This window comes from Pseudomonas sp. B21-051, assembly GCF_024748795.1.
Lineage (GTDB): Bacteria > Pseudomonadota > Gammaproteobacteria > Pseudomonadales > Pseudomonadaceae > Aquipseudomonas > Aquipseudomonas putida_A.
On the sequence record NZ_CP087166.1, the window covers coordinates 5,740,157 to 5,755,501 of the forward strand.

The 15,345-nt window shown below is 60.6% G+C and carries 14 protein-coding genes; 7 read left to right on the forward strand and 7 right to left on the reverse strand.

The window, feature by feature from the left end:
* Positions 1-187: 187 nt before the first annotated feature.
* On the forward strand, positions 188-1,537 hold the full coding sequence (glpT, locus tag LOY52_RS25925; RefSeq protein WP_258677126.1) for a glycerol-3-phosphate transporter: 1,350 nt from the start codon (positions 188-190) through the stop codon (positions 1,535-1,537).
* Here glpT and LOY52_RS25930 read toward each other — a convergent pair.
* Positions 1,513-2,181 carry a gamma-glutamylcyclotransferase gene (locus tag LOY52_RS25930; RefSeq protein ID WP_258677128.1) on the reverse strand — a complete coding sequence of 223 codons (669 nt, stop codon included), beginning with the start codon at positions 2,179-2,181 and terminating at the stop codon, positions 1,513-1,515. The genes glpT and LOY52_RS25930 overlap by 25 nt on opposite strands.
* A gap of 354 nt (positions 2,182-2,535) precedes the next feature.
* Between LOY52_RS25930 and LOY52_RS25935 the strand changes: the two genes are divergently transcribed.
* Positions 2,536-3,009: a sn-glycerol-3-phosphate transporter gene (locus LOY52_RS25935; protein ID WP_309474936.1), complete on the forward strand. Its 474-nt coding sequence runs from the start codon at positions 2,536-2,538 to the stop codon at positions 3,007-3,009.
* A 22-nt stretch (positions 3,010-3,031) separates the two neighbouring features.
* Here LOY52_RS25935 and LOY52_RS25940 read toward each other — a convergent pair whose 3' ends face one another.
* The 6 genes from LOY52_RS25940 to LOY52_RS25965 form a co-directional block, all read right to left on the reverse strand.
* Positions 3,032-4,000, reverse strand: a complete 969-nt coding sequence (locus LOY52_RS25940) for a CDP-6-deoxy-delta-3,4-glucoseen reductase (protein WP_258677130.1) — start codon at positions 3,998-4,000, stop codon at positions 3,032-3,034.
* Entirely contained in the window at positions 4,000-5,466 is a 1,467-nt protein-coding gene (gene ubiD / locus LOY52_RS25945) for a 4-hydroxy-3-polyprenylbenzoate decarboxylase (protein WP_003229330.1), read from the reverse strand. The genes LOY52_RS25940 and ubiD overlap by 1 nt, the downstream gene beginning before the upstream one ends.
* 69 nt (positions 5,467-5,535) lie before the next feature.
* The gene (locus LOY52_RS25950; RefSeq protein ID WP_258677132.1) at positions 5,536-7,536 is read right to left on the reverse strand and encodes an acyltransferase family protein; all 2,001 of its coding nucleotides are present in this window, start codon (positions 7,534-7,536) and stop codon (positions 5,536-5,538) included.
* Positions 7,537-7,730: 194 nt separating this feature from the next.
* Positions 7,731-8,990 (reverse strand): transcription termination factor Rho, encoded by a 1,260-nt coding sequence (rho, locus tag LOY52_RS25955; protein WP_003229334.1) that lies wholly within the window; start codon positions 8,988-8,990, stop codon positions 7,731-7,733.
* Between the two features lie 247 nt (positions 8,991-9,237).
* Positions 9,238-9,567, reverse strand: coding sequence for a thioredoxin TrxA (gene trxA, locus LOY52_RS25960; RefSeq protein ID WP_003206727.1), 330 nt, complete (start codon positions 9,565-9,567; stop codon positions 9,238-9,240).
* 120 nt (positions 9,568-9,687) lie between these two features.
* Positions 9,688-10,395: a FadR/GntR family transcriptional regulator gene (locus tag LOY52_RS25965; RefSeq protein ID WP_258677134.1), complete on the reverse strand. Its 708-nt coding sequence runs from the start codon at positions 10,393-10,395 to the stop codon at positions 9,688-9,690.
* A gap of 256 nt (positions 10,396-10,651) precedes the next feature.
* Between LOY52_RS25965 and LOY52_RS25970 the strand changes: the two genes are divergently transcribed.
* From LOY52_RS25970 to ppx, 5 genes are all read left to right on the forward strand, one after another.
* The gene (locus tag LOY52_RS25970) at positions 10,652-11,437 is read left to right on the forward strand and encodes a transporter substrate-binding domain-containing protein (RefSeq protein WP_258677136.1); all 786 of its coding nucleotides are present in this window, start codon (positions 10,652-10,654) and stop codon (positions 11,435-11,437) included.
* Positions 11,438-11,459: 22 nt separating this feature from the next.
* Entirely contained in the window at positions 11,460-12,128 is a 669-nt protein-coding gene (locus LOY52_RS25975) for an amino acid ABC transporter permease (protein ID WP_202369147.1), read from the forward strand.
* Positions 12,125-12,775, forward strand: coding sequence for an amino acid ABC transporter permease (locus LOY52_RS25980; RefSeq protein WP_095137639.1), 651 nt, complete (start codon positions 12,125-12,127; stop codon positions 12,773-12,775). The genes LOY52_RS25975 and LOY52_RS25980 overlap by 4 nt, the downstream gene beginning before the upstream one ends.
* Positions 12,762-13,499, forward strand: coding sequence for an amino acid ABC transporter ATP-binding protein (locus LOY52_RS25985; RefSeq protein ID WP_258677140.1), 738 nt, complete (start codon positions 12,762-12,764; stop codon positions 13,497-13,499). Before LOY52_RS25980 ends, LOY52_RS25985 begins: the two co-directional genes overlap by 14 nt.
* 234 nt (positions 13,500-13,733) lie before the next feature.
* Complete coding sequence (ppx, locus tag LOY52_RS25990; RefSeq protein ID WP_258677142.1) at positions 13,734-15,236, forward strand: exopolyphosphatase; 1,503 nt, start codon at positions 13,734-13,736, stop codon at positions 15,234-15,236.
* Positions 15,237-15,345: the final 109 nt, after the last annotated feature.

Here is a 15,345-nt window from a genome sequence, read left to right on the forward strand (position 1 = left end):
GTCTAAGTCACCCCATGTTGATAAGTGGTGAAAACGCCCTGTTCTTACAGCTGAGCGACAGGTTCGTAAAAGAACATGCGACTTCCAACATTTTCCGCTGTTTTGCTGATGCGAACCGGTGCTATTTTCGGTAACGAAACTGTAACATTCGCATCCGCAGTCAAAACAAGAATTCTGGAGCTCTTGAATGTTTGCTTTCTTTCGACCTGCCGCACATCAGGCTCCATTGCCTGAAGAAAAAATAGACAGTACTTACCGACGCCTGCGCTGGCAGATATTCGCCGGTATCTTTTTCGGGTACGCCGGTTACTACCTGCTGCGCAAAAACTTCTCGCTGGCCATGCCGTACCTGATCGACGAGGGCTACACCCGGGGTCAGTTAGGCGTGGCAATGTCAGCCATCGCGATTGCTTACGGCTTGTCGAAGTTCTTGATGGGCCTGGTGTCCGATCGCTCCAATCCGCGTTACTTCCTGCCGTTCGGCTTGCTGATCTCGGCAGGCGTGATGTTCATCTTCGGTTTCGCACCGTGGGCCACGTCCAGCGTGACCATGATGTTCATTCTGTTGTTCATCAACGGCTGGGCTCAGGGCATGGGTTGGCCGCCGAGCGGTCGCACCATGGTGCACTGGTGGTCGCAGAAAGAGCGCGGCGGCGTGGTGTCGGTGTGGAACGTGGCGCACAACGTGGGTGGTGGCCTGATCGGTCCGTTGTTCCTGCTCGGCATGGGCCTGTTCAATGACTGGCATGCGGCATTCTACGTGCCGGCTGCAGTGGCCCTGGGTGTGGCGGCGTTCGCATTCATGACCATGCGCGACACTCCGCAATCGGTTGGCCTGCCGCCAATCGAGCAGTACAAGAACGATTACCCCGAAGGCTACGATGCCAGCCACGAAGACGAATTCAGCACTAAGGAAATCTTCGTCAAGTACGTGCTGCGCAACAAAATGCTCTGGTACGTGGCCATGGCCAACGTCTTCGTCTACCTGCTGCGCTATGGCGTACTGGACTGGGCCCCGACGTATCTGAAGGAGGCCAAGCACTTCACCGTGGACACCACGTCGTGGGCGTACTTCTTCTACGAGTGGGCCGGCATTCCAGGCACGCTGCTGTGTGGCTGGATGTCAGACAAGATCTTCCGTGGCAATCGTGGCCTGACCGGCATGGTATTCATGGCGCTGGTCACCGTGGCGACGCTGGTCTACTGGCTCAACCCGCCGGGCAACCCGACCATCGACATGATCGCGCTGTTCTCTATAGGCTTCCTGATCTACGGCCCGGTGATGTTGACCGGTTTGCAGGCGCTGGAACTGGCACCGAAGAAAGCCGCCGGTACGGCAGCAGGCTTCACCGGCCTGTTTGGTTATCTGGGTGGGTCGGTCGCGGCCAGTGCAGCGATGGGCTATACCGTGGACCATTTCGGCTGGGACGGCGGCTTCGTACTGCTGGTAGGCGGCTGCATCATGGCGATGGTTTGCCTGGCTCCGACCTTGTGGCACAAAAACGTCGCCAGTCAGAGCCGTGAGGCGCTCGCCTGATCGACCTGTGATTTGCAGCGTTTGAGCCGCGCCTCCAGATTTCGATCCGGCATGGCGTGGCTGCGCAGGGCGTGGACGGTCTGCTCGACATAATCGCGAGTGGTGCCGTAGCGCCCGCAAGCGCTTTCGAACACCTGGCTCAGCACATGATCCGGCAAGTTGCCGGCATAGCTGGGCAGGTGTCGCTCCAAAACAAACCCTAACGCCTGAACCTGACTGCCATCTTCGAGCCGGCAGTTGAGCCAGTGTGGGCGATAGGACGGGAACGGCATTTCGCGTTTCCATAGCGCGTACAGCGCCGCGTCGAGATTTTCTTCCGGCAGCCGATAAGCGAAGCCGCTGCATGAACCGCCGCGATCCAGACCAAACACCAGTCCGGGCATTTCCGGCGTACCGCGGTGCTCGTGCGACCACAAATACAGGCCGCGATGGTAGCCATGGACACGTCCGCGCACCCGCTCCACCGCCGTACATTCCGGGCGCCAGATCAGCGACCCGTAGGCGAACAGCCACACCGGGCCGCCCTTGTGGCGCGCCATGGTCGATTGCATCGAGACGAGAAGTTGTTCGTGGGTCAGCTGCGGCCCCAGATCGAGCCGCGGAGGGTAAGCCAGATTCACAAAAGCAGATTCAATGGCTGTCATGACGGAAGTGTTCGGCCCCGCAAGTATTACAAGATGTAAGCACAATTCGCTTGATAGAACATATAGCAGTAACTGTAAAACGAAAAGTGCTAAAGGATGTATGACCCGCCCGATCGCACTAACTGGCGATTATCAGCCCCGGCAATCAGGTTTTATATAGCCTAATACCATTGCAGGAATATCTTAAATACCCGAATGAAATATGCATAAGCCTTCGCTTGTTCAGGATTGGTTCAAGAACACGCAGGAAACTTCTTACTAAAATGTCGGCCTTTCTTTCTTCTCCGTCGCTGAACGCCTACGTATAACGGCCTTCCTCTGGCGCAAGCCATCCCGTTTAACCGAGGCTGCTCAATGAAAATCCCGAGACTATTGACCGCATTACTGATGATTCAGGCCGGCCATGCATTGGCCGAGGACGATGCGCAAGGCAAAGGTTTCTGGTATGCCCAGACCAGTGTCTACACCCGACATTACTCGCCCGACCCCGAGCACAATAATCATCAGGACTTGATCGGCATCGAACGCAATCAGGCTTCCGGCCGGGTATTTGGCGGGGCAACTTTCCGCAACTCGTTCCGCCAGCGCTCGAATTACGCCTACGTCGGCAAGCGCTATGACAGCAGCGAGTATCCGCTGTATCTGAAAGTCACGGGTGGGCTGTTGCAAGGTTATCGCGGTGATTACAAGGACAAGATTCCTTTGAACCGCTACGGCGTTGCGCCGGTGATCATTCCGTCCGTCGGGACTCACTATGGCCCATTGGCCGCCGAGCTGGTGTTTCTCGGCGCCAATGCGGCGATGGTGACTAGCGGCGTGCGTTTCTAGGGGCGGGGCTCAAACGCGCGGGTCAAGACCGAGGCGCATACGCAAATACATCGGCGCGCATCTGGTGCGCATCCATCCCGGCTTCCACCAGCGCATCCAGAGTCCCGTAGACCATCGCCGGCGAACCGCTGGCGTAGACGTGCAGGGACTTCAGATCGGCGAAATCTTCGCACACGGCCTGGTGCAGCATCCCGCAGCGCCCTTCCCAACCGCACTGGTCGCTGACGACTTTGTGCAGGAACAGATTGGGCAGCTTCAGCCATTCGTCCCAATGCTCGATATCGTAGAAATCTTCCGGACGGCGAACGCCCCAATACAGATGCACCGGGTGTTTGAAACCGTTGGCGCGGCAGTGTTCGATCAGGCTGTGGATCTGGCCCATGCCGGTGCCAGCGGCGATCAACACCAGCGGCCCGTCAGGCAATTCGGCGAGGTGGGTGTCGCCGAACGGCAGTTCGACGCGCACCAGCGGGTTGCGCTGCAGTTGCTCGATCAGGCTCAACGCACTGGCTTCGCGGGCCAACACGTGGATTTCCAGATCGCGCCCGCCGTGCGGCGCCGAGGCCATGGAGAACGCCGACTTCTCGCCGTTCTCGCGCTCGATCATCAGGTACTGTCCGGCGTGATAACGCGGTGGCTTGCCGGCCGGCGCACGCAGGCGCACGCGCCAGGTGTCGCCGCCGACATCCCGGCATTCGATGACCTGACACGACAGGCTGCGCACCGGCAGTTCTCCCAGCGCGAGCACGCCATCCCACAGCAGGACGCAGTCTTCCAGCGGCTCGGCTATGCAAGTGTAGAACTCGCCGTGGTCATGCACTTTGCCGGCCTGCTCGACCCGGCCTTCCACCAGCAGCGCCGCACATACGTGGCAATTGCCGTTGCGGCAGCTTTGCGGGCAGTCGTAGCCCAGGCGCCGCGCACCATCGAGAATCCGCTCGCCGGGCCGTATCTCAAGCACCGCTCCGGAGGGCTGCAGGGTTACACGCATCAATCTATTCCTAACTGATTCCAGATGGCATCGATCCGCTGGGTGACGGCGTCGTCCTTGACGATTACACGGCCCCACTCGCGAGTGGTTTCGCCCGGCCACTTGTGGGTGGCATCCAGGCCCATTTTCGAGCCCAGGCCGGAGACCGGCGAGGCGAAGTCGAGGTAGTCGATCGGCGTGTTGTCGATCATCACCGTGTCGCGCTTGGGGTCCATGCGCGTGGTGATGGCCCAGATCACGTCGTTCCAGTCCCGGGCGTTTATATCGTCGTCAGTGACGATAACGAACTTGGTGTACATGAACTGTCGCAAAAACGACCAGACACCGAGCATCACGCGCTTTGCATGCCCGGGATACGACTTCTTCATCGTCACCACAGCCATGCGGTACGAGCAGCCTTCCGGCGGCAGATAGAAATCGGTGATCTCCGGGAACTGCTTCTGCAGGATCGGCACGAACACTTCGTTCAGCGCCACGCCGAGAATCGCCGGCTCATCCGGCGGACGGCCGGTGTAGGTGCTGTGATAGATCGGTTTGATCCGGTGGGTGATGCGTTCGACGGTGAACACCGGGAAGCTGTCGACTTCGTTGTAGTAACCGGTGTGGTCGCCATACGGGCCTTCGTCGGCCATTTCGCCCGGATGGATCACGCCTTCGAGGATGATCTCGGCAGTGGCCGGCACTTGCAGGTCGTTGCCACGGCACTTGACCAGCTCGGTGCGATTGCCGCGCAACAGGCCGGCGAAAGCGTATTCGGAAAGGCTGTCCGGCACCGGCGTCACGGCGCCGAGAATGGTCGCAGGGTCGGCGCCCAGCGCCACGGAGACCGGGAACGGCTGGCCCGGATGCTTCTCGCACCACTCGCGGAAGTCCAGCGCACCGCCACGGTGGCTGAGCCAGCGCATGATCACCTTGTTGCGGCCGATCACTTGCTGACGGTAGATACCGAGGTTCTGGCGGTCCTTGTTCGGGCCTTTGGTGACAGTCAGGCCCCAGGTGATCAGCGGGCCGACGTCGCCGGGCCAGCAGGTCTGCACCGGCAGCATCGCCAGGTCGACGTCGTCGCCTTCGATGACCACTTCCTGGCACACCGCGTCTTTGACGACTTTCGGCGCCATCGAGATGATCTTGCGGAAGATCGGCAGTTTCGACCACGCGTCCTTCAAGCCCTTCGGCGGCTCCGGCTCCTTGAGGAAAGCCAGCAGCTTGCCGATCTCGCGCAGCTCGCTGACCGACTCGGCGCCCATGCCCATGGCCACCCGCTCCGGGGTCCCGAACAGGTTGCCGAGCACCGGAATGTCATAGCCGGTCGGCTTCTCGAACAGCAGCGCCGGGCCCTTGGCCCGCAGCGTACGGTCGCACACCTCGGTCATTTCCAGCACCGGCGAGACGGGAATCTGGATGCGTTTCAACTCTCCGCGCTGCTCAAGCTGCTGCACGAAATCCCGAAGATCCTTGAATTTCATTGACGATGGCACCCTCAAAATAGGCGTACATCCTACCTGCTATGCAGGCCTGTGGCAGCCTGTCGCTGCTTACTTGGCTGCATTCGTCTGTGCTTTTCCACGGTTTTCCCGGGCTTGCAGGCCGATAAACAGCGGCTCAAGGATCGGCGCCACAAACCGCGCACCGACTTCGGACAGATGATTGTCATCGGTGTACAGCGAGTAGCCGCCGAGTTCGGCGTGGCACAGGCCGTTTTCATCACACAGTCGCGGCGCCGGATCGACCACGCGCACCGCCGGATCATTCTGCGCCAACTGCGCGAACAACTGACTGATGAACACCTGACGTTTGTGGTGCGCCTCGATGTCCAGCCCGACGTCATCCACCGGACGATCAAGCATCGCCAGCCGCGTCAGCCGATACGGCGGGCTGAACGCCTGCAACGGCGCCTCTTTCACCAGCCATACGCGATGCCCGGCTGCCCGCAATTGTGCGACGCGAGTGCGCAGGCCTTCGGCAAAACGCTGCTCGGCCTCGGCGCGATCGTAACGACCGTCTGGCGTTCTCAAGACATGCCCGAGATCACCCTTGGCATCGCCGTACAGGTACAGGCTCCAGCGGGCGACCAGCACCACATCGCTGATCGCCTGGGTTTTCAGCCCCTGCTCGACCCGCTTGTTGAAGCGTGCACAAACCCCGTCATGCTCCAGCCCATCGACCGGAATGCAACCCGGAGAACTGGCCAGAATCACGCTGACACCGTGGGCTTTGGCACCGTCATCGAACACTGGGATCAGCGCCGTGGCATGGCTGTCGCCCCAGACCAGCGCGCGGGTCGGCAGATCCGCCACGCCGTAATGGCAGAACAGCTTGTCGTCCGGGGTCTTGTCATCCGCCAGACAAGCCATCAGCTCAGGCCGCCATTCGCGGCCTTTGGCGTATTGCAGCGCCTGCTCGGACAAGCGCCATGGCAGGCCATCGGTCCAGCGCAGTGATTGCCCGGCCAGACCGAGCAGCAGGATCCCGCAGAAACCGGCCAGCAGAATCTGCCGACGACCGGCGAGCAAGCGCCGTTCACGGAACGGCGTTTCGACGAACTTCCACGACAGATAACCCAGCACCAGGGTCAGCAGAATCAACCCGGCCGTGTCGAGCGCGCCCGGCTCATCGACACTGGCGTAGCTGGAAAACACGAATACCGGCCAGTGCCACAAATACCAGGAATAGGAGATCAGCCCGAGGCCGACCATCACCCGACTGCTCAACAATTGACCAACCAGCGTTTCGCGATGACCGTTGGCCAGAATCAGCAGCACCACGCCCAGTACCGGCAGCAACGCCGTGACACCCGGGAACGGCGTCGACTTGTCATAGGCAAACACCGCCAGCAGGATCAACCCCATGCCGAGCAGGCTCAAGGCCTGGGCGGCCAGCGGCTTCAAGCGCCAGGCGTGTTTCGGCGCAACCGCCAGCATCGCCCCGGCGAGCAACTCCCAGGCGCGCATCGGCAGCAGGAAGAAGGCTTTCTCCGGATGATGCTGGATCGCCCACACACTCAGCCCGAACGACACCAGCAGCACGCCGAACAGCGCCAGCCGCCAGTGTTTCAGGCGGCTCGAGAGCAACGTCAGCAGCAGCGGGAAGAAGATGTAGAACTGCTCCTCCACCGCCAGCGACCAAGTGTGCAACAACGGTTTCAGGTCAGAGGCAACGTCGAAGTAGCCGTCCTGACGCATGAACAGGATGTTCGAGACAAACGTCACCTGATAGCGCACCGAGCGCCCCAGTTCTTCGTAATCCTTGGGCGCCAGCAGGAACCAGCCCACCGCCAGCACCGCAATGATCATCGCGAACAGCGCCGGCAGGATGCGGCGCGCACGCCGCGCCCAGAACTCGACGAAACTGAAACGGCCAGCCTGACGCTGGTTCCAGATGATCGAGGTGATGAGGTAGCCGGAAATCACGAAGAACACGTCCACGCCGACAAAACCGCCGGTAAACCCCGGGACGCCAAAATGGAACAGCACCACGGCGATCACCGCGACTGCCCGCAAGCCGTCGATATCCCTTCGATAAGCGAGTGTGCTCATAAAATCTTTAATGCCAATCAGATGGTTGTTTTTGTACAGCTCGAGCCTTATTCACAGAGGCTCCGAGCGCTGTTTGTGGGTTGCCCGATCACAGACCTTACCAGATCAGGAACCTCCCATTGCCGGGGTAAATTTCATGCAAAAAAAAGGCGCCCCCCAAAGGGGCGCCCTTTCTATCGGTTCAACCGGCGATGTTACTTGCGCTTCATCGACAGGAAGAACTCGTCGTTGGTCTTGGTCGTTTTCAGCTTGTCGACCAGGAACTCGATGGCAGCCACTTCGTCCATCGGGTGCAGCAGCTTGCGCAGGATCCACATGCGCTGCAGTTCGTCATCGGCGGTCAGCAACTCTTCGCGGCGGGTGCCGGAACGGTTGATGTTGATCGCAGGGAACACACGCTTCTCGGCGATCTTGCGATCCAGAGGCAGTTCCATGTTGCCGGTACCCTTGAACTCTTCGTAGATCACTTCGTCCATCTTCGAGCCGGTTTCAACCAGCGCGGTGGCGATAATGGTCAGCGAGCCGCCCTCTTCGATGTTGCGCGCAGCACCGAAGAAACGCTTCGGTTTCTCCAGCGCGTGAGCATCGACACCACCGGTCAGCACCTTGCCGGAGCTCGGGATCACGGTGTTGTAGGCACGGGCCAGACGGGTGATGGAGTCGAGCAGGATCACCACGTCCTTCTTGTGTTCGACCAGGCGCTTGGCCTTCTCGATCACCATTTCGGCAACCTGCACGTGGCGGGTCGGCGGCTCGTCGAAAGTCGAGGCGACCACTTCGCCGCGCACGGTGCGCTGCATTTCGGTCACTTCTTCCGGACGTTCGTCGATCAACAGCACGATCAGGTGAACTTCAGGATTGTTACGGGCGATGTTCGCGGCGATGTTCTGCAGCATGATCGTCTTACCGGCTTTCGGCGGTGCAACGATCAGACCACGCTGGCCTTTGCCGATCGGGGCGCACAGGTCGATCACACGACCGGTCAAGTCTTCGGTGGAACCGTTACCGGCTTCCATCTTCATGCGCACGGTCGGGAACAGCGGGGTCAGGTTCTCGAAGAGAATCTTGTTCTTCGCGTTCTCCGGACGATCGAAGTTGATCGTGTCGACCTTGAGCAGAGCGAAGTAACGCTCGCCTTCCTTCGGAGGGCGGATCTTGCCAACGATGGTGTCACCGGTGCGCAAGTTGAAACGACGGATCTGGCTCGGCGAGACGTAGATATCGTCCGGGCCGGCGAGGTAGGAAGCGTCAGCGGAGCGCAGGAAGCCGAAGCCGTCCTGGAGAATCTCCAGCACGCCATCACCGGAGATTTCCTCGCCGCTTTTCGCGTGCTTTTTCAGCAGGGAGAAAATCACGTCCTGCTTGCGCGAACGGGCCATATTTTCTATGCCCATCTGTTCGGCCAATTCGAGCAGTTCGGTAATCGGCTTTTGCTTGAGTTCAGTCAGATTCATATAGGAATGACGTAATCATTTATGGAGGGGGGAAATTAAGCTTTTGGCTTAATGAGGCCGCGCCGCGGAGAAGGCGACAGGATCGCGAACTTGTTCGAAAAGGAGTGCGTCGGCGACGGCTAGCAGGGGGCAGTGGAGAAACCAGTGCGGGGCCGAATGTACCACCTGAGTTTCGGAGCGTCTAGCCCTGAATACGCAAAAAGCCCCGCAAATTGCGAGGCTTTTTTTCGGCGATTTACTGCGACGCTTAGATGTTGGCGTCGAGGAAAGCAGCCAGTTGCGACTTCGACAGGGCGCCGACTTTGGTCGCTTCAACGTTGCCGTTCTTGAACAGCATCAGCGTCGGGATACCACGTACGCCGTGCTTGGCCGGGGTTTCCTGGTTTTCGTCGATGTTCAGTTTGGCGACAGTCAGCTTGCCTTTGTAAGTCTCGGCAATCTCGTCCAGAACCGGAGCGATCATTTTGCAAGGGCCGCACCATTCAGCCCAGTAGTCGACCAGTACAGCGCCTTCGGCCTTGAGTACGTCGGCTTCGAAGCTGGCGTCGCTAACGTGTTTGATCAGATCGCTGCTCATGGAATTCTCCAGGTTGTAAGCAAAAAAACGTGGCCCATCATAGCCGCCCTTCCCTTGTTCAGGAAGCCGCAGTTGATTGAGTCTTGCTATGGCACTCGATGAGTTTGGGTATAGCCCAAGTCACGCCGTGGCGGGGGCAATGAAGGAAATTCCGGTGCGCAGGGCGGCGTTGCGCACGTGTTCCTGCATGGCCTTCTGGGCCGCAGCGGATGCCCGGCGTGCCAGCGCACGAAGAATCTTGCGATGCTCCTGCCAGGTTTCCATCGCCCGCTCGGCGCGGATGAACGGTAGCTTCTGGCTTTCCAGAAAGATCTCGGCGCGCGCAGTGAGAATGCTCAACATCGCCTGATTGCCGCTGGCCAGCAGAATGCGCCGGTGGAATTCGAAGTCGAGTTTCGCCGCGGCCTCGAAGTTCCCAGCCTTCAACTGCTCGCGCATCGCCGCAACGTTGTCCTCCAGCGCATCCAGGTCAAACGTGCTCAAGGTCACCGCCGCCAACCCGGCGGCAAACCCCTCCAGCGCATAGCGCAACTGAAAGATGTCGAGCGGCGAGGCCTGCGCCGCAAACGGCCAGCCCGGGGCATTGTCGCCCTGCGCAATCTCCACCGGTGCCTGCACGAACACGCCTTTGCCCGGCTGGATGCTGACCACGCCCAGCGCACTGAGCGACGACAGCGCCTCGCGCAACGACGCCCGACTGACCCCCAGTTGCACCGCCAGATCCCGTTGCGACGGCAACGCATCGCCCGCACCAAAACCCTGCTCGGTGATCAGTTTGCGTATGGCTTGCAGCGCCACTTCGGGTACGGCGCGGGAGATTGAGTTCATGGTTTTTCAGACGAGCCAGGCCAAGGTGCGGCTAGTTGTAAAGCTATTCGCCGGATCCGGCAAGTCGTGCCCCAGCGGGGTTCGGCGCCCACTGCCGGTGCGCTATCGGGGTGCGAAAAACAACCTGACTGTTCAGACCAGTAAGACCGAACAAACCCGGCAAACCTGCGGCCTGCCGGGGATAAATCCGAGTATTGGCACGGTGCGTGCTCTGTCCGATCGCAGAAATCACTTCCCGTCGATCCGGAGATTTGCCATGACCCTGCGTTACCGAGCCCTCCTCGCCGCTCTGTTTTCCAGCTTGATGCTGAGCCAGATCCCCGCCCACGCCGATGGCCTGGAAGACGTGGTCAAACGCGGCACACTGAAAGTCGCCGTGCCCCAGGACTTCCCGCCGTTCGGCTCGGTCGGCCCGGACATGAAACCCCGTGGCCTGGACATCGACACGGCAAAACTGCTGGCCGAGCAGCTCAAGGTCAAACTCGAACTGACCCCGGTCAACAGCACCAACCGCATCCCGTTCCTCACCACCGGCAAGGTCGATCTGGTGATCTCCAGCCTCGGCAAGAACCCGGAGCGCGAGAAAGTCATCGACTTCTCCCACGCCTACGCGCCGTTCTACCTCGCGGTGTTCGGCCCGCCTGACGCAGCGATCAGCAGCCTTGACGATCTTAAAGGCAAGACCATCAGTGTCACCCGTGGCGCGATCGAAGACATCGAGCTGACCAAGGTCGCCCCCGAAGGCGTGACCATCAAGCGCTTCGAGGACAATAACTCGACCATTGCTGCCTACCTCGCCGGCCAGGTCGACCTGATCGCCAGCGGCAACGTGGTGATGGTGGCAATCAGCGAGAAGAACCCGAAACGCGTGCCGGCGCTGAAAGTGAAGCTCAAGGATTCGCCGGTCTACGTCGGCGTGAACAAGAACGAGCCGGCGCTGCTGGGCAAGGTCAACGAGATCCTCGCCACCGCCAAGGCCGACGGCGCGCTGGAGAAAAACTCGCAGACCTGGCTCAAAGAGCCGCTGCCGGCCGACCTCTGATCGGTCGCGCGGGAGACAATCGATGGCTTATCAGTTCGATTTCATGCCGGTGGTACAAAACACCGACCTGTTGCTGCGTGGCGCCCTTTTCACCCTGGAGCTGACGGCGATTGGCGCGCTGTTCGGGGTCGGCGTGGGCATCGTCGGCGCGCTGGTGCGGGCGTGGAACATCCGCCCGTTCTCGGCACTCTTCGGCGTCTACGTCGAGTTGATCCGCAACACGCCATTTCTGGTGCAACTGTTCTTCATCTTCTTCGGCCTGCCGTCGCTCGGGGTGCAGATTTCCGAGTGGCAGGCGGCGGTGCTGGCGATGGTGATCAACCTCGGTGCGTATTCGACCGAGATCATCCGCGCCGGCATCCAGGCGATTCCGCGCGGACAACTGGAGGCCGCTGCCGCATTGGCGATGAGCCGTTTCGAAGCGTTCCGCCACGTGGTCCTGCTGCCGGCTCTGGGCAAGGTCTGGCCGGCCCTGAGCAGCCAGATCATCATCGTCATGCTCGGTTCGGCGGTGTGTTCGCAGATCGCCACCGAGGAGCTGAGCTTCGCCGCCAACTTCATTCAGTCGCGCAACTTCCGCGCCTTTGAAACCTATGCGCTGACCACGCTGATCTACCTGTGCATGGCACTGCTGATCCGCCAGTTGTTGAACTGGATCGGCCGCCGCTATATCGCGAGGAGCAGCCGATGAGCGACTTCACCTTCTGGGACATCCTGCGCAACCTGCTCACCGGCCTGCAATGGACACTGGCGCTGTCGCTGGTGGCGTTCATTGGCGGCGGGATCGTCGGGCTGCTGATTCTGATCATGCGCATCTCGAAAAATCCGTTACCGAGCAATATTGCCCGCACCTGGATCGAGCTGTTCCAGGGCACACCGCTGCTGATGCAGCTGTTTCTGGTGTTCTTCGGCGTGGCGCTGGCCGGGATCGAGATCTCGCCGTGGATGGCGGCAGCCATTGCCCTGACATTGTTCACCAGCGCCTATCTGGCGGAGATCTGGCGCGGTTGCGTCGAAGCGATCCCCAATGGCCAGTGGGAAGCCTCGTCGAGCCTGGCGCTGAATCCACTGGAGCAGTTGCGCTACGTGATCCTGCCGCAGGCGCTGCGCATCGCCGTGGCACCGACCGTGGGCTTCTCGGTGCAAGTGGTCAAAGGCACTGCGGTGACCTCGATCATCGGCTTCACCGAGCTGACCAAGACCGGCGGCATGCTCGCCAACGCCACTTTCGAACCGTTCATGGTCTACGGCCTCGTCGCCCTCGGCTACTTCCTGCTCTGCTACCCCTTGTCGCTCAGTGCGCGCTACCTGGAAAGGAGACTGCATGCCTCTGCTTAGAATTTCCGCCCTGCATAAATACTACGGCGATCACCACGTGCTCAAAGGCATCGACCTGAGCGTCGAGGAAGGCCAGGTGGTGGCGATCATCGGCCGCAGCGGCTCGGGCAAATCGACCCTGCTGCGCACGCTCAATGGCCTGGAATCGATCAACGACGGCGTGATAGAAGTCGACGGCGAATACCTCGACGCCGCCCGCGCCGATTTGCGCAGCCTGCGGCAGAAAGTCGGCATGGTGTTCCAGCAGTTCAACCTGTTCCCGCACCTGACCGTCGGCGAAAACGTCATGCTCGCCCCGCAAGTGGTGCAGAAAGTACCGAAGGCCAAGGCGGCCGAACTGGCGCGCAAGATGCTCGAACGCGTCGGGCTGGGGGAAAAGTTCGACGCCTTCCCGGATCGGTTGTCCGGCGGACAGCAACAGCGCGTGGCGATTGCCCGGGCGCTGGCGATGTCGCCGAAAGTGTTGCTGTGCGACGAGATCACCTCGGCGCTGGACCCGGAGCTGGTCAATGAAGTGCTCGCCGTGGTGCGCCAACTGGCCAGGGAAGGCATGACGCTGATCATGGTCACCCACGAAATGCGCTTTGCCCGGGAAGTCGGCGACAAGCTGGTGTTCATGCACCATGGCAAGGTGCATGAGGTGGGGGATCCGAAGGTGTTGTTCGCCCATCCGCAGACGGCGGAGCTGGCGAATTTCATTGGCACGGTGGAAGCGACAGCCTGAAATAGCCGCAGTGATGGGGCGGACGCCTTCGCGAGCAGGCTCGCTCCCACAGAGATCTCTGTTGGACCACTATGGTGAGTTCGCTGCAAAACCTGTGGGAGCGAGCCTGCTCGCGAATGGCCGCGCCGCGGTCTCAAGCTTTTATGCGCAGGATCAACGGTTTGAACCATGCGCGTTGGCGTCAGCGTTTGATCGTGGCACGATGGCGGGGTTATCGACCGAGACCCCCTGACCATGCCGCAATCCAAAGCCAAGAATCTGTCCCTGATCGCCGCAATCGACCTGGGCTCCAACAGCTTCCACATGGTCGTGGCCAAGGCCCAGAACGGTGAGATCCGCATCCTGGAGCGCCTCGGAGAGAAAGTGCAGCTCGCCGCCGGTATCGACGATGAGCGCCATCTCAACGAAGAATCGATGCAGCGTGGCCTCGACTGCCTCAAGCGCTTTGCCCAACTGATCAACGGCATGCCACTGGGCGCCGTGCGGATCGTCGGCACCAACGCCCTGCGTGAAGCGCGCAACCGCCTGGAATTCATTCACCGTGCCGAAGAAATCCTCGGTCATCCGGTGGAAGTCATCTCCGGCCGTGAAGAAGCGCGGCTGATTTATCTGGGTGTTTCGCACACCCTCGCCGACACCCCGGGCAAGCGTCTGGTGGCCGACATCGGCGGCGGCAGTACCGAATTCATCATCGGGCAGCGTTTTGAACCGCTGCTGCGCGAAAGCCTGCAAATGGGCTGCGTCAGCTTCACCCAGCGTTATTTCAAGGACGGCAAGATCACCCCGGCCCGTTACGCCCAGGCGTACACGGCGGCACGGCTGGAGATCATGAGCATCGAGCACGCCCTGCATCGCCTGACCTGGGATGAAGCCATCGGCTCCTCGGGCACCATCCGCGCCATCGGCCTGGCGCTGAAGGCCGGCGGGCATGGCACCGGCGAAGTCAACGCCGAAGGCCTGGCGTGGCTCAAACGTCGCCTGTTCAAACTGGGGGATGTCGACAAGATCGATTTCGAAGGCATCAAGCCTGACCGTCGGGCGATCTTCCCGGCGGGCCTGGCGATTCTCGAAGCGATCTTCGACGCCCTCGAACTGCAGCGCATGGATCATTGCGAAGGCGCGCTGCGTGAAGGCGTGCTTTACGACCTGCTCGGCCGCCATCATCACGAAGACGTGCGCGAACGCACCCTGACGTCGCTGATGGAGCGTTATCACGTTGACCTGGAACAAGCGGCCCGGGTTGAACGCAAAGCCCTGCACGCCTTCGATCAAGTGGCCGTGGATTGGGAGCTGGATGACGGTATCTGGCGCGAACTGCTCGGTTGGGCGGCGAAGGTTCACGAAGTCGGCCTCGACATCGCGCACTACCACTACCACAAGCACGGCGCCTACCTGATCGAACACTCGGACCTCGCCGGTTTCTCCCGCGAAGACCAGCAAATGCTCGCCCTGCTGGTCCGCGGCCATCGCCGCAACATCCCCAAGGACAAATTTGCCGAGTTCGGTGACGACGGCGACAAGCTGATCCGCCTGTGCGTGCTGCTGCGCTTCGCGATCCTGTTCCACCACATACGCGGCACCCAGGCGATGCCGCAAGTGACGCTGCATGCCAAAGGCAACAACCTCGACGTGGAATTCCCGGAGAACTGGCTGGACGAAAACCAGCTGACTCAGGCCGACTTTGGCCTCGAAGCCGACTGGCTGACGCGGGTGGGGATTGTCCTAACCGTGCACTGACAGTCCCCTGTAGGAGCTGCCGAAGGCTGCGATCTTTTGATCTTGTTTTTAAGATCAACATCAAAAGATCGCAGCCTTCGGCCGCTCCTACACAGGTCGGTGTTTGGCG

Bases quoted from the DNA above. Each gene is read 5' to 3' on its own strand.
- glpT (WP_258677126.1), top strand. From the start codon at position 188: ATGTTTGCTTTCTTTCGACCTGCCGCACATCAGGCTCCATTGCCTGAA.
- LOY52_RS25930 (WP_258677128.1), bottom strand. From the start codon at position 2,181: ATGACAGCCATTGAATCTGCTTTTGTGAATCTGGCTTACCCTCCGCGG.
- LOY52_RS25935 (WP_309474936.1), top strand. From the start codon at position 2,536: ATGAAAATCCCGAGACTATTGACCGCATTACTGATGATTCAGGCCGGC.
- LOY52_RS25940 (WP_258677130.1), bottom strand. From the start codon at position 4,000: ATGCGTGTAACCCTGCAGCCCTCCGGAGCGGTGCTTGAGATACGGCCC.
- ubiD (WP_003229330.1), bottom strand. From the start codon at position 5,466: ATGAAATTCAAGGATCTTCGGGATTTCGTGCAGCAGCTTGAGCAGCGC.
- LOY52_RS25950 (WP_258677132.1), bottom strand. From the start codon at position 7,536: ATGAGCACACTCGCTTATCGAAGGGATATCGACGGCTTGCGGGCAGTC.
- rho (WP_003229334.1), bottom strand. From the start codon at position 8,990: ATGAATCTGACTGAACTCAAGCAAAAGCCGATTACCGAACTGCTCGAA.
- trxA (WP_003206727.1), bottom strand. From the start codon at position 9,567: ATGAGCAGCGATCTGATCAAACACGTTAGCGACGCCAGCTTCGAAGCC.
- LOY52_RS25965 (WP_258677134.1), bottom strand. From the start codon at position 10,395: ATGAACTCAATCTCCCGCGCCGTACCCGAAGTGGCGCTGCAAGCCATA.
- LOY52_RS25970 (WP_258677136.1), top strand. From the start codon at position 10,652: ATGACCCTGCGTTACCGAGCCCTCCTCGCCGCTCTGTTTTCCAGCTTG.
- LOY52_RS25975 (WP_202369147.1), top strand. From the start codon at position 11,460: ATGGCTTATCAGTTCGATTTCATGCCGGTGGTACAAAACACCGACCTG.
- LOY52_RS25980 (WP_095137639.1), top strand. From the start codon at position 12,125: ATGAGCGACTTCACCTTCTGGGACATCCTGCGCAACCTGCTCACCGGC.
- LOY52_RS25985 (WP_258677140.1), top strand. From the start codon at position 12,762: ATGCCTCTGCTTAGAATTTCCGCCCTGCATAAATACTACGGCGATCAC.
- ppx (WP_258677142.1), top strand. From the start codon at position 13,734: ATGCCGCAATCCAAAGCCAAGAATCTGTCCCTGATCGCCGCAATCGAC.